We start from the raw sequence: 13,040 nt of genomic DNA on the forward strand, positions 1-13,040 counted from the left end.
TGCCGTTTCAACCTTGGCTGAGGCGCTGCAACTCGCGCCGGACCATGGCGGCATATGGCGGCGGGCTGAGGCGATAGAGCTCAGCCGCTACCCAGTTCAACCAGCCGCCTTGCAGCTTCTCACGCCCGGCCAGCAAACGTTCTGCCTCAGCCACGGCATCTGCCTGGCGCTGCCGATGAAACTCGGCCCGCGAGGCCGGTGCGCCGTCACTGTCGGTCATTCACTGGCCTTGAAGGTGGTCAGCTCACCCTTGCGCCATTTGGCGACCTTGCCGGTCACTGCTTTAAGCAACTTGCCCAGGCCTTCCTGTACTTGTTGCTGCGCGGCGAATACCAGCATCACGCCATGGCCTTCACGAAACACGATGCCCTCGCCTTCCGGCACAGAAACGAAGGCGTAGTCGCCAACGCCATACACATTCAACTTGATTTCGCGAAAGCGCATTTCCAGCTTGCCACCTTCGCGGCTAGGCAATACGGCAGCACGAAAGTGGTCGCCGACTTTCAATTCAAGGCGCTGCTTGTCATCGACCACCAGTGCACTCTCGGTGTCGATTTCGGCCATGTACAAGCCTTCGGGACTCTGTTCGGTGACATAGATGAAGCGGCCCTGAAACAGTTGGGCCAATTTACCGCGCAAGTCGCCCAGGGCGAACAACGCATGCGTATCAAGTGTGCTGACTGCCAATGAAGTAATCCTCAACCGGTTACAACCCGCCCTCACCCAAGCTCGGGGAGGCACGGCCATTTCTTATCAATAGGCAAAAAGAGTAATAAAGCGATATGCGAAATGTCTGTGCTCGCTGACGATGCAGCGCGCAGGAATCTTTACTCTGGTTTGCCAGATTCGCCCTCAACCGAAGGCGTTTGGCTCATTCCCGGCTTGGGAAGCGTGATGCCTGAAATCACTCGCCAGAAAGCGCAACCAATGGCGTGAGCCTGCAAGAGGACAAGCCCTGGCATCCATATGCGCATTACTGTAGGACAAATATGCCCGAAAACACCGAAACCCGTCGAGAGGCAATAAACATTTTCAGGCCGCCAGCCCTTTCTTCAGCTGCTGCTGCCAGGCAGCCTGGCACTCAAGCGCTTCTTCGCGCGTGGCGAAGGCGGTGCCGCGGCGCTCGCCATTGACCAGCACTACCCAGCAAATACGCTTGCCCAGCGCCTGCAAGGTGGCCGGCACACCCGACCCTATCATCACAGCCACATCGACTCGGCTATTCATCATTCCCTCCGGAATTTAATTAGCACCCTAACGATAAAGCCATGATACGCCTGACAGTGGCGCGGAAACAGCACATCCTGGTACAGCAGTGTTTCTTATGGCGCAACAAAACGGTATGGACGAGAAACGCAAAAAGCCCCAGGGATAGCTCCGAGGGGCTTGGCACCGCGCGCGGATTTATACCTGGCGCTGGTGGCGATCGAGCTGCTCGTGGCGCTCCTGTGCTTCGATGCAGTACTTGGTGGTCGGGCTGATCAGCAAGCGCTTCAGGCCGATGGGCTCACCACTGTCATCGCACCAGCCGAAGCTTTCGTCGGCAATACGGTCCAGGGCCATTTCCAGCTGTGGCAGCAGGCGCTGGTCGCGGTCGATGGCATTTACCAGCCAGCTACGTTCTTCTTCGACCGACGCCACGTCGGCAGGGTCTGACGGGGTGTCCAGGCCTTCGATGGTGGTGCGGCTGAGTTCGATGCGTTCATGGGTTTCGACTTTCATCGCCTGCAGCAGCTCAGTAAAGAAAGCAAGCTGGTCGGCGTTCATGTAGTCATCGGCCGACATGGCCAGCAACTGTTCCTTGGTCATCGATTTCTCTATGAAAAAATGTGCATTTGGGCGATTCATGTGCCGCCGATGCCTATGCATCGGCAGCAAAATTCTTCAAGCGCCAACCGGCACTCTTTTACAGGGGGCGGCAGTCTAAGGCGCCAAGCGGCGTGGAGCAACTGCAAATGGGTGCGAATTTGCTTCCACTGCTGACAATCCGCCGGTCGGCACCCCAGCTCAGCTGCAGGGTCAGTAGTAAACTGTGATTCCGGTAGGCCCCATTCGCCTACTGTTGCCGTTGCCATTGCCGTTGCCGTTGCCGTTGCCGTTGCCGTTGCCGTTGCCGTTGATCTTGATCTTGATCTTGATCTTCGCGACTTCAGGAGGCCGAACGCAGGTCTTGCGGAGGCAGGTGACGGGCATGGATGCCCGTCAAGCGCTGAGGCCCCAGGATGGGGCCTTCGGCGCGGTCCTGCCGGGAGCAAGGCCGGAGTGAGGGTACCCCGGAGCGCAGCGCAGGGGCCGGATGATGGGAGCGCAGCGTTTTTTGGTTACTTTTTGTCGCGTTTGACAAAAAGTGATTCGTCGTAAGGGCGAAAAGGTGAGTCAGCGTCGCCATCGCAAATGGACGGTTCGCTGAGTCAAAACAGACGAGTTCGCTTCTTGCTTCTTGCTTCTTGCTTCTTGCTTCTTGGATGTGGGCATTCACATCGAGTAGGTATTCATTCACGCAGGTGGCGCATAGTCACCTTTCCGCCCTTACGGCGGGTCACTTTTTGTCAAACGCGACAAAAAGTAACCAAAAAACGCTGTGCTCCCATCATCCGGCCCCTGCGCTACGCTCCGGGGTTCCCTCGCTACGGTCTTGCTCCCGGGAGTACGCGCCGAAGGCCCCATCCATGGGGCCTCAGCGCTTGACGGGCATCCATGCCCGTCACCTCCCTCCGCAAGCCCTGCGCTCGGCCTCCTGAAGTCGCAATCTGCGTCGCCTGAACTATCGCGCGCTTAGAAGCAAAAGCAAAAGCAACGGCAACGGCAACGGCAACGGCAACGGCAACGGCAACGGCAACGGCAACGGCAACGAACCGAGTCTGATCAACGGTCCTTGAACTGGGCCTCGCGCTTGGCGATGAATGCGGCCATGCCTTCTTTCTGGTCTTCGGTGGAGAAAGCCGCATGGAAGACCCGACGCTCAAAGCGTACCCCCTCGCTGAGGGTGACTTCAAACGCTCGGTTGACGCTCTCCTTGACCATCATGCTCACCGGAATCGACTTGCTGGCAATGGTCGCCGCCACCTTCAGCGCCTCTTCCACCAGCTCTGCCTGCGGCACGATCCGCGCCACCAAACCTGCACGCTCGGCCTCTTCCGCCCCCATCAGGCGACCGGTCAGGCAAAGCTCCATGGCCTTGGCCTTGCCCACCGCACGCGTCAGGCGCTGGGTGCCGCCCATGCCCGGCAGCACGCCCAGGTTGATTTCCGGTTGACCAAACTTGGCGTTGTCGGCAGCGAGGATAAAGTCGCACATCATCGCCAGCTCACAGCCGCCGCCCAAGGCAAATCCGGACACGGCAGCAATGATCGGCTTACGGCGATTGGAAATGCGGTCGGCGTCGCTGAACAGGTCGTCGACGTAGATCTGCGGATATTGCAGCTCGGCCATTTCCTTGATGTCAGCGCCAGCGGCAAAGGCTTTGGCCGAGCCTGTCAGCACCACGCAGCCGATGTTCGGGTCGCGCTCGAGCTGGTCCAGGGCCTGGTTGATCTCGCCGACAATCTGCGCGTTAAGCGCATTGAGCGCCTGCGGGCGGTTGAGGGTGATCAGGCCAACCTTGCCGTGGATGTCCAACAGGATGGTTTCGAATGCCATGCAGTCTGCTCCTTCAAAGATTGCGCGCAATGACCATGCGCTGAATGTCGCTGGTGCCTTCGTAGATCTGGCAAACCCGAACGTCGCGGTAGATCCGCTCCAGCGGGAAGTCACTCAGATAGCCATAACCGCCCAGGGTCTGCAAGGCATCCGAACAGACCTTTTCGGCCATTTCCGAGGCAAACAGCTTGGCCATCGATGCTTCCACCAGCGCCGGGCGCCCCGCATCACGAAGGGCGGCGGCGTGCAATACCATCTGCCGGGCCACGGAAATCTTCGTCGCCATGTCGGCCAGGCGAAAGGCCACGGCCTGGTGCTGGATCAACGGTTTGCCAAAGCTCTGGCGCTCGTTGGCGTAGTCGCGCGCCACTTCGAATGCCGCGCGGGCCATACCCACCGCTTGCGAGGCAATACCGATACGGCCGCCTTCAAGGTTGGCCAGGGCGATCTTGTAGCCTTCACCCTCCGCACCCAACCGGTTGGCCACTGGTACGCGCACATCGTCGAAAACGATCTGGCAGGTGTCGGAGGCGTGCTGGCCAAGCTTATCCTCGACCCGCGCTACCTGATAGCCCGGCGAATCGGTCGGCACGATGAAGGCGCTGATGCCACGCTTGCCAGCCTCCGGGTCGGTGACTGCAAACACGATCACTACCCCGGCGTTCTGCCCCGAGGTAATGAACTGCTTGCTGCCATTGAGCACGTAATGGTCGCCCTCCAGGCGTGCGCGGGTCTTCAGGCTGCTGGCATCAGAGCCAGCCTGTGGCTCGGTCAGGGCGAAAGCACCGAGCATCGCACCTGTAGCCAGCGGGGTGAGGAACTGCTCTTTCTGCTGCTCGTTGCCGAAGCGCAGGATCGGCACGCAACCCACCGAGTTGTGCACGCTCATGATGGTCGAGCAGGCGCCATCGCCCGCAGCGATTTCCTCCAGGGCCATGGCATAGGCCACATAACCGGTGTCGCTACCGCCCCACTGCTCCGGCACCAGCATGCCGAACAGGCCCAGTTCGGCCATTTCTTCAATGGCCTCTCTCGGGAAGCGATGGTCCTTGTCCCATTGCTCGGCAAACGGCTTCAGGCGCTCCTGGGCGAAGGCACGTACCGCGTCGGCGATCTGTTGTTGCTCGTCAGTTACCAGCATGGTTCACCTCAGTACAGGCATTCAACAGCCATGGCCGTGGCCTCGCCACCGCCGATGCAGATAGCCGCCACACCCCGGCGCAGATTGTTCTGGCGCAAGGCTGACAACAGGGTGACCAGAATACGTGCGCCAGAAGCGCCGATCGGGTGGCCGAGGGCGCAGGCGCCGCCGTGGATGTTGACCTTGTCGTGTGGCAGATCGAGGTGTTTCATGGCCGCCAGGGTGACCACGGCGAAGGCCTCGTTGATCTCGAACAAGTCGACTTCGGCCAGGTTCCAGCCGGTGCGTTTCATCAGTTTGTCTATCGCGCCGATCGGGGCGGTCGGGAACAGCGCCGGGGTGTCGGCAAAGGCGGCGTGACCGTGGATGACGGCCAATGGTTTGAGGCCACGTTTGTCGGCCTCGGAGCGACGCATCAGTACCAGCGCCGCAGCGCCGTCGGAAATCGAACTGGCGTTGGCCGCCGTCACGGTGCCGCCTTCACGAAACGCCGGTTTGAGCTGCGCAATCTTGTCCAGGCGCGCCTTGGGCGGCTGCTCGTCATCCTTGATGACGCGCTTTTCCTTGCCCTCGGTGACTTCCACCGGCACGATCTCGGCGACAAAACGGCCACTGCTGATGGCGTCCTGCGCTCGGGTCAGCGAGGCGATGGCGAACTGGTCCTGGGCCTCGCGGCTGAAGGCATTGGCCTGGGCACAGTCCTCGGCGAAGGTGCCCATCAGGCGGCCTTTGTCGTAGGCATCTTCGAGGCCGTCCATGAACATGTGGTCGATGATCTTGCCGTGGCCCATGCGGTAGCCACCACGGGCTTTGTCCAGCAGGTAAGGCGCGTTGGTCATGCTTTCCATGCCGCCCGCCACTACCACGTCTGCGGTGCCGGCCAGCAGCAGGTCATGGGCCAGGATCGCGGCTTGCATACCCGAGCCGCACATTTTGTTCAGGGTGGTGCAGGTGGTGTGCTTGTCCAGCCCCGCGCCCAGCGCGGCCTGGCGTGCCGGCGCCTGGCCCTGGCCGGCTGGCAGCACGCAGCCGAACAGTACCTGCTCGACACAGGCGGCATCGATGCCGGCACGTTCCACGGCACCACGAATGGCCGCGCTGCCCAGTTGCGGCGCAGTCAGGCTCTTGAGGTCGCCCTGCAACCCGCCCATGGGCGTGCGTACGGCGCTGACGATAACGATGGGGTCATTGGCGAGGGTCATGTTCGTTCTCCTTACTTGGCAGCCATGCGCAGCGCACCGTCGAGGCGGATGACCTCACCGTTGAGCATGCTGTTCTCGATGATGTGGCGGGCCAGCGCGGCGTATTCCTGCGGGCGGCCCAAGCGGGGCGGGAACGGCATGCCGGCAGCCAGCGAAGCACGTACCTCTTCACTCATGCCAGCCATCATAGGGGTTTCAAAGATACCCGGAGCGATGGTCATCACGCGGATGCCGAAGCGTGCCAGTTCGCGCGCGGCCGGCAAGGTCAGGCTGGCGATCGCACCCTTGGAAGCAGCGTAGGCGGCCTGGCCAATCTGGCCGTCATAGGCGGCAATGGAGGCCGTGTTGATGATGACCCCGCGCTCGCCGCTCTCATCGGCAGCCCCTTCGGCCATGGCCGCCGCAGCCAGACGCAACAGGTTGAAGCTGCCGATCAGGTTGACGTTGATGACCTTGGCGAAGCTGGCCAAGCCATGCGGGCCCTGCTTGCCCAGCACCTTCTCGGCACCGACGATGCCAGCACAATTGACCAACCCATGCAGGCTGCCAAAGGCGCTGACAGCTGCATCGACAGCCGACTGGGCCGCCTGCTCGTCACTGATATCCGCCACGGCGAAACGGGCGTTGTCGCCCAGCTCGCGGGCCTTGGCTTCGACAGCCGGGGCATTGAGGTCGACCAGCATGACCTTGGCGCCAGCCTCGACCAGCATCTGTGCAGTAGCGGCACCCAGCCCGGAAGCGGCGCCGCTGACGATGAAATGTTTATTGGCGATGTGCATGAGTTCTTTCCTTTCAGACGCTGACAGGGGTGGCCTGTTGCGCTTGTTGTTTGGCGACTTCCTGGTTGCGCAGGATGAAGCGTTGCAGCTTGCCGCTCGGGGTCTTGGGCAGCTCGCTGACGAATTCGATTTCCCTGGGGTAGGCATGCGCGTAGAGGCGCTGGCGCACGTGCTGGCGCAAGGTTTCTTCCAGCTCGACGCTGCCGGCATAGCCACTGGCCAATACCACGAACGCCTTGATCAGCTCGGTGCGCTCCGGGTCTGGCTTGCCGATCACCGCTGCCTCGATCACCGCCGGGTGCTCGATCAACGCGCTTTCCACATCGAACGGACCCACCCGGTAACCCGAGGTGGTGATCACGTCGTCGCTGCGGCCAACGAAGCTGATGCTGCCATCCAGGTTCAGCTCGACAGTGTCGCCGCTGAGGTAGTACTTGCCGACGAAAGCTTTGGTCGGCAGACCGTGGTAACCACCGAACCAGCACAGCGGCGACTGCTCGCGGTCAACGGCGAGGATGCCTGGCTGACCGGCTGGCAGCTCGTTGCCCTGCTCGTCCAGCACCACGATGCGGTGGCCGGGGATGGCATAGCCGGCCGACCCCAGGTGTACCGGGTGCTGCAAGCCATGGTGGTTGCACAGCACCATACCCAGTTCGGTCTGGCCATAGTGATCGTGAATGGTCACGCCCAGCTCGTCGGCGAACCAGCGGATCACCTCGGGGTTAAGCGGTTCGCCAGCACTGCTGACCACCCGCAGGCGGCCCTTGATCGGTGCCGAGAAATCTTTGCCCGCCGCAATCAGCAAGCGATACGCGGTGGGCGAGCCGGCCAGGTTGGTGATACCCAGCTTGTCGATCACCCTGGCGCAGCTCTCGACACTGAACGGGCCATCGTAGAACGTGGTGGCATGCCCCAGCGACAACGGACCGGTCACGGCGTAATACAAGCCATAAGCCCAACCCGGGTCGGCCAGGTTCCAGAAATTGTCCTCAGGCAGCAGCTCGATGGCATCACGCATGTAGCCCTGAAACGCGACAATCGCGCGCAGTGGCACTTCCAGGGGTTTTGCCGGGCCAGTGGTTCCAGAGGTGAACATCAGCAGGAACGGATCGTTGCCTGAGCGCATCACCGGCTCGCAGACATCCGCTGCGTTCTCCAGGCATTGCTGGAAGTCCAGTTCACCACTGCGGGCCTTGACGGTAATGATGGTCGGGCAGGCGTGCACATCGTCCAGCTTGGCGCGGTTCTGGCTATCGGTGACCACCACTCGGGCATGGGATTGCTCAAGCCGGTGCTCGATGGCCTTGGGGCCGAACGCCGTGAACAAGGGCTGATAAACCGCCCCGAGGCGCCAGGTAGCAAGGATGGTCACCAGCAGTTCGGGGGTGCGCGGCATCAAGCCGGCAACCCGGTCTCCGGCGCCTACCCCCTGCGCCCTTAGCACATTGGCGAACCGGGCAGCCTGCACCTGAAGCTGATCGAAGCTATAGCGCGCGCTGTTACCATCGCGGTCTTCATGAATCAGCGCCAGCTTGCCGTCACCGGCATGCCGGTCACAGCATTCGACACAGGCATTAAGGGCTTCGAGGTTGCCGTGCAATGCCGCCACAACGGCCTGGTCATGGTCAAACGTACGAGCGGCCTCGGCGTAATCGCGCATCATCGGACTCCTGGTTTCTTGTTTTTGGAGTTGAAGCATCGGTCCGACGATGTTCGCGCCGCTCATGCGCGGCGGCAATGGCCAAAGCTGTCAATCTGGATGACTGGTTTGGCCGCCGCTCATCACCCCTCTGCGCGCTCGGCTGCACGCAGGTAGGACTGGGTGAGCCCTGCGACCAGGCGCTCGATATCGAGGTCCTGCTGTTCCTGCAGCCGGCTTAGTCGCTGCTCGAAAGCCGCCGGCGTCAAGACGGGGCGTTGAGCCTGCAACCCAAGCGTGCGCTGAATGTAGTCCGCACTGAGGGCATCAAACATTCGGCCATGTTGCTGGCTCAGGTAACGGCGCCAGAACGCGCGCTGGCTCAGGCTATCGGTCAAGCCCTCGATGGTCTGCGCGCGCGTAACCCGCTGGAATGCATCCTCTACCTGGGCCTGTGTCAGCGCGACAGCATCGGGATAGCGCATGGCATATGGCTGGTTGGGCAGCCGCAACCGGCTACGAAGTTGCACCCTGTAAGCCAGCCCCAATGCCAAATGGTCAACATGTTCACTGGCAGCCAGACGCTGCCGGCCATCCTGGTAGGCTATCCCTTCCAGTTGATCCAGCCGGAACAGTTGCCTGCCCAGTTCAAGCAACTCGCCCCTGCTTTCAGGGTTGACTGCGGCTGCTTCGGCCTGTGCCTGCCTCACCAATAACTGCAGTGCACTGAAATGGCTGGCAACGGCGTCCGAACATGACAGCGGCAGGCCGGCCCGCTCAAAGATCCGCCGGCACAGCACCGGGTCGCCGTCCAGCGTACCCAGCAGTGTCCATACGCCGTCAACCAACGCATCCCGCCCTTCACCCGCTTCGCTGTAGTCTGCTGTCATCTCCAGGCGAGCCAACAACCTGAACAACCCGCTGCTACCCGCTTGCTCCAGCAACCGCCGCCACACGCCCTCCCGCTCAGCCTGAACCGTCGCATCCGTATGACCTACCCAACGCATACGGGCCCTGACCAGGTCAACTGACCCCATCTGCTCAGGCGAGTGCCGGTGTTCTTCGATCACATCGAGTGCATACAACCTTCGTTGCTGCATGACCGACAAGGGGTTGTCCTCTATCAGAATGGCGCGCCGAAATGCATAAGGCATCTGCTGGATCTCGATGGGCACTTCGCGTAGTTGGTTGTTGCGCAAGTCAGCACGCTCGAGTAGACCACAGAGTTCCAGGCGACGCGGCCAGCTGCCCAGGCGACAATGACGCAGGTTCAGGCTTGTCAGCCGAGAAAGTTGGTGGAAACTCATGTCCAGCGCTTCCAGCCGGTTATGACTGAGATCAAGATGCGCAAGGTTGGACAAACCATGCAAAACGCCGATCGCCTGGGCATCGAGGCGTATCTCGTTATGCGCCAACCGAAGCGATTGAAGATTCATTAAATGGGCAATGCCTGTTGGTAGACGCATCAACGCGTTGCTGTTGAGGTTCAGGTGCGTCAAGGCAGTGAACGGGCGAAGGAAGTCGGCCGGAATGTCAGTAATCCGGGTGTCGTTCACGCTCAGCAGGGTAATGCGATGGAAATCGATGTGCGGCGGTAGTGCCGGCAGTGTGCGCAAACTCAAACCACTCATCGACAAGCGCTGCCCTTGTGTTTGCCCTTCGCCGACCGAAACAGGCTCGCCCTGCAGTCGCCAGGCTCGCAGGATGCTGTCGGCCGTCAGCCTGCGGGCGGCTCGTCGAGCCTCCTGCAACTCGGCACCGACCCAGCGATTCAGGTATAGCACCAGCTGGTCATGTGCTTCCTGCAGTTCTACCAGGCGCTCGAAGACTGGCTGCGAGCCTTGCTGCACTCGCGCCAGCTCCACATCGAGCGCTGCCTCGTCCAGGCCAGGATAAAGCGACCGTAGCTGGTCACGAATGATCACCCGCTCATCTCTGGGTGCAGCGCCAGGGCGGCCACTTAGCGGGTATCCCACGCGCCCATCATCCATGCGACGCCCTGGATTGAGCCAGGGCTGCTCCTCTGGCCAGCCGAGCATGCGCGCGATATCCCAATGGGAAGCGGGTAACCGCGCCAGAAGCTTCTCACGCAGTTGGCTCGCCGCCGCACTGCCCACCAGTTGCATCGCTGCCCGCTGCTCCGACGTAAGTGTGGTAAATAGCGCCTCGAAGATACATCCAGGCTCGTCAGCGATAAGCACGTGTGGCACACCTGACCCGTTGTAGATCAGAAACCTGCCTTCATGCCGGACCACTATTCTTTTTGCCTCGGTTTGCCCGCCGCTACCGAGGTGCCTGATAGACCGTCCCTCCAGCCCGCTGTCACGCAAGTCGAGATCAAGTTGCTCAAGTTCGAAGCTATCCAGCAACGCAAGGGCCAACTCGCCGGTGACGTCACTGTAAGCTGTGCTCAGATACAATCCAGCCAGCCCCCGGCTCAGCCGGGCCAGACGCAAGAGCGAACGGGCGTTGTTCGCGCACGGCAATGGCAGCCGCCGCTCGACCCGCGCCATTTGGTGCTCAAGCTCATGCGCTTGGCCAGTGACTTCATTTATGTAGGCCGAAGGCAAACCGGGGAAGTCCCGTTTTACCAACATGCTCAGCGGGTCTGCTGCAAGTGGCTGTTCTGTCAGGTGGGCAAACAATTGCGGCCGCAACCCGGCCTCATGCACCCGCATCTGCTCCAGTCCAGCGCCCACGCCTGGCCTTGATTCACACCAGGCCAGCAGTTCACTGTCCGATGGCATCAACGCTTTCAGCCGAACACGCTCGAAAAACGTTTGAATGCGCGCATGCGCTTGGAAAGCACGCAAGGTTTGACCAAGGCTCACCGGAGCCGGGCGATTCTCCACGAGAACGCCGCGTAACAGGTCTTCATCGATACCTGCCACCCGCATTATCTGCTCGGCCTGATGCGCGTCGACAGGGGGATGCTGTGGCCATAATGCATCCAGCATGCGAGCAGGCGCCTGCCAGCTTAGTGGTTGCTCACGCATCAACTGCCAGCCACGCTCACCGTTGTGCAGCACGACCGGCCCGTAGCCGCCCTCACTCGCAGCATGGCGCAGGCGATAGGGGCCATCGGCGACAGGCTGATGCACTTCGAAGTAGCGTCCATCGATACGGACCCCGCGGCGGCCTGCCTCGCCATTGCGTCCCTCTCCGAGCAGATCGATAGGGTCCGGCAATGATCGATAATTCCTGGCGTTGAACTGCCACAGGCGACCCTGCCCGTTCCCCAGGCTTACCGGCTCCAGGCTAGCGACAAACGCACTGCGCACAAAACTGACACCCGCCACCGTTGCCGCGGTGGCCGCCAAGGTTTCGGCGACCCCCAGCAGATGCTGCAGCGCTTCGTGTTGGTGCCCCTTCGACCAGTCCCTTGTCCCTTCGAACACTTCAGAGCAAGTCTGGGCAACCACCTGCCCCAGCAGCACGCCCCCCACAGCCGGGATGAAAAGGCCAGCGAGGTTGACCAGGTCCAGACCTGCCGCCTTCCACTCAGCGTGCCTGGCGCTTACCGCCCGGCTATCAGCGTCTGCGGTCGGTACCAGCAGCAACCGGGCATCTTCCTTGACCCGTTGCACTTGCCGAGTCGCCAGTTGCCTGAAGATCCCTCCTTCAGGTGTTTCACCCTCAAGCTCCAGGTCCGCCACCTTGTCTTTCAAGCGCTTGCCAAGGGTACTGACAAAACCTGCACGGTGCTCAAGGCTGATGAGCTGCGTGAAGTACTGCCAGTAACCCGGATCTTGCAACAACATCGCCACGGTATTGTTCATGGAGGGGGCATTGTCGAAGAACCGCAATGCCTGCCGGGGATCACCAGGCAGGTAAAGTACGATGCCCCGTTCATTTCCCGCCTTGTCATGCAGGTGGATCAGCAAGCCATCGACCACAGGTTTCCCTATTGCCCTCAGCAGCATGGGTTTGCATTCAAGCCCTTGTTGTCGCTTCTCCTGACCGTGGTCCACCACCTCACGCAAGGCAAGCTGCACATCGACGCTTATGTTTCCCTGCAAAGCCGCAAGCTCGGTCGCCAGCCTCAACCCCGAACGTTTGTCTTCAGCCAGCATCGCCTGGGTAGCTGGCTGGAAGATCCTTTGCAACGCGTCCTGATACCGCTGACCAACGTCCAGATCACGACAGGCCGTAATCAACGCTTCCAGCGATGCATTCAATGGTTTATCGCTGCCCGGCAAAACCAGCCCCGTGCCCTCGTAGTAGCGGGTGTTCGCAGCAAAGTTGCGCATCAGCCGCAGTAACCCATTTTCACGCGTCTGGCTATATGCGTATGTCTGTTGCAAGGTACCTGGCAATGTGCCGAAGCGCGGCGCGACCCGCAGCCATTCGAGCTGGGCAAATACCTGCCCGTCCGGCAACGGTGCATCCAGCAAAGCCGCCAGGTGTTTCTCGGCAAACTGCTGGAGCGGCAGTAACTCGAGCGTCAGGCCACTCAAGCGTGCCTGGTTGGCATGGTGCGCGTTCAGGGTGGTGCGCAGTGTGTTGATCTGGCCCCTTGACGCGCGTTTGAGCCACTCAGGTAATCGGGCACCTATGAATGGGTCATGGGCAGTAGCGTTGATGTTCATGGTGGGTTCCACAGCTATTGGCGAAGCCAACCATGTTGTTCAAATGCCGGA

Annotated in this window: 11 protein-coding genes; all 11 read right to left on the bottom strand. The window is 61.1% G+C overall.

The window, feature by feature from the left end; translation table 11 throughout:
- Positions 1-7 precede the first annotated feature (7 nt).
- The 11 genes from INQ47_RS13520 to INQ47_RS13570 all read right to left on the bottom strand — a co-directional run bounded on the left by INQ47_RS13520 (position 8) and on the right by INQ47_RS13570 (position 12,989).
- Positions 8-220, bottom strand: coding sequence for a hypothetical protein (locus INQ47_RS13520; RefSeq protein WP_252458321.1), 213 nt, complete (start codon positions 218-220; stop codon positions 8-10).
- Positions 217-687 (bottom strand): hypothetical protein, encoded by a 471-nt coding sequence (locus INQ47_RS13525; RefSeq protein WP_003250101.1) that lies wholly within the window; start codon positions 685-687, stop codon positions 217-219. The genes INQ47_RS13520 and INQ47_RS13525 overlap by 4 nt, the downstream gene beginning before the upstream one ends.
- 345 nt (positions 688-1,032) lie before the next feature.
- Positions 1,033-1,227 carry a hypothetical protein gene (locus INQ47_RS13530; RefSeq protein WP_012271507.1) on the bottom strand — a complete coding sequence of 65 codons (195 nt, stop codon included), beginning with the start codon at positions 1,225-1,227 and terminating at the stop codon, positions 1,033-1,035.
- A 177-nt stretch (positions 1,228-1,404) separates the two neighbouring features.
- Positions 1,405-1,809 carry a TraR/DksA family transcriptional regulator gene (locus tag INQ47_RS13535; protein WP_003250099.1) on the bottom strand — a complete coding sequence of 135 codons (405 nt, stop codon included), beginning with the start codon at positions 1,807-1,809 and terminating at the stop codon, positions 1,405-1,407.
- A gap of 210 nt (positions 1,810-2,019) precedes the next feature.
- Positions 2,020-2,193, bottom strand: coding sequence for a hypothetical protein (locus INQ47_RS13540; RefSeq protein ID WP_404701892.1), 174 nt, complete (start codon positions 2,191-2,193; stop codon positions 2,020-2,022).
- 672 nt (positions 2,194-2,865) lie between these two features.
- A complete protein-coding gene (locus INQ47_RS13545; RefSeq protein WP_404701893.1) occupies positions 2,866-3,639 on the bottom strand; it encodes an enoyl-CoA hydratase in 774 nt (257 codons plus the stop codon).
- A 13-nt stretch (positions 3,640-3,652) separates the two neighbouring features.
- Complete coding sequence (locus INQ47_RS13550; protein ID WP_404701894.1) at positions 3,653-4,780, bottom strand: acyl-CoA dehydrogenase; 1,128 nt, start codon at positions 4,778-4,780, stop codon at positions 3,653-3,655.
- 8 nt (positions 4,781-4,788) lie between these two features.
- Positions 4,789-5,982, bottom strand: a complete 1,194-nt coding sequence (locus INQ47_RS13555; protein ID WP_404701895.1) for an acetyl-CoA C-acyltransferase — start codon at positions 5,980-5,982, stop codon at positions 4,789-4,791.
- 11 nt (positions 5,983-5,993) lie between these two features.
- A complete protein-coding gene (locus INQ47_RS13560) occupies positions 5,994-6,761 on the bottom strand; it encodes an SDR family NAD(P)-dependent oxidoreductase (protein WP_404701896.1) in 768 nt (255 codons plus the stop codon).
- A gap of 13 nt (positions 6,762-6,774) precedes the next feature.
- Positions 6,775-8,421, bottom strand: coding sequence for an acyl-CoA synthetase (locus INQ47_RS13565; RefSeq protein WP_404701897.1), 1,647 nt, complete (start codon positions 8,419-8,421; stop codon positions 6,775-6,777).
- 122 nt (positions 8,422-8,543) lie between these two features.
- The gene (locus tag INQ47_RS13570; RefSeq protein WP_404701898.1) at positions 8,544-12,989 is read right to left on the bottom strand and encodes an NEL-type E3 ubiquitin ligase domain-containing protein; all 4,446 of its coding nucleotides are present in this window, start codon (positions 12,987-12,989) and stop codon (positions 8,544-8,546) included.
- Positions 12,990-13,040: the final 51 nt, after the last annotated feature.

The organism is Pseudomonas sp. 3HC3, assembly GCF_044904505.1.
Classification (GTDB): domain Bacteria; phylum Pseudomonadota; class Gammaproteobacteria; order Pseudomonadales; family Pseudomonadaceae; genus Aquipseudomonas; species Aquipseudomonas putida_Y.

Bases quoted from the DNA above. Each gene is read 5' to 3' on its own strand.
- INQ47_RS13520 (WP_252458321.1), bottom strand. From the start codon at position 220: ATGACCGACAGTGACGGCGCACCGGCCTCGCGGGCCGAGTTTCATCGG.
- INQ47_RS13530 (WP_012271507.1), bottom strand. From the start codon at position 1,227: ATGAATAGCCGAGTCGATGTGGCTGTGATGATAGGGTCGGGTGTGCCG.
- INQ47_RS13535 (WP_003250099.1), bottom strand. From the start codon at position 1,809: ATGACCAAGGAACAGTTGCTGGCCATGTCGGCCGATGACTACATGAAC.
- INQ47_RS13540 (WP_404701892.1), bottom strand. From the start codon at position 2,193: ATGCCCGTCACCTGCCTCCGCAAGACCTGCGTTCGGCCTCCTGAAGTC.
- INQ47_RS13545 (WP_404701893.1), bottom strand. From the start codon at position 3,639: ATGGCATTCGAAACCATCCTGTTGGACATCCACGGCAAGGTTGGCCTG.
- INQ47_RS13550 (WP_404701894.1), bottom strand. From the start codon at position 4,780: ATGCTGGTAACTGACGAGCAACAACAGATCGCCGACGCGGTACGTGCC.
- INQ47_RS13555 (WP_404701895.1), bottom strand. From the start codon at position 5,982: ATGACCCTCGCCAATGACCCCATCGTTATCGTCAGCGCCGTACGCACG.
- INQ47_RS13560 (WP_404701896.1), bottom strand. From the start codon at position 6,761: ATGCACATCGCCAATAAACATTTCATCGTCAGCGGCGCCGCTTCCGGG.
- INQ47_RS13565 (WP_404701897.1), bottom strand. From the start codon at position 8,421: ATGCGCGATTACGCCGAGGCCGCTCGTACGTTTGACCATGACCAGGCC.
- INQ47_RS13570 (WP_404701898.1), bottom strand. From the start codon at position 12,989: ATGAACATCAACGCTACTGCCCATGACCCATTCATAGGTGCCCGATTA.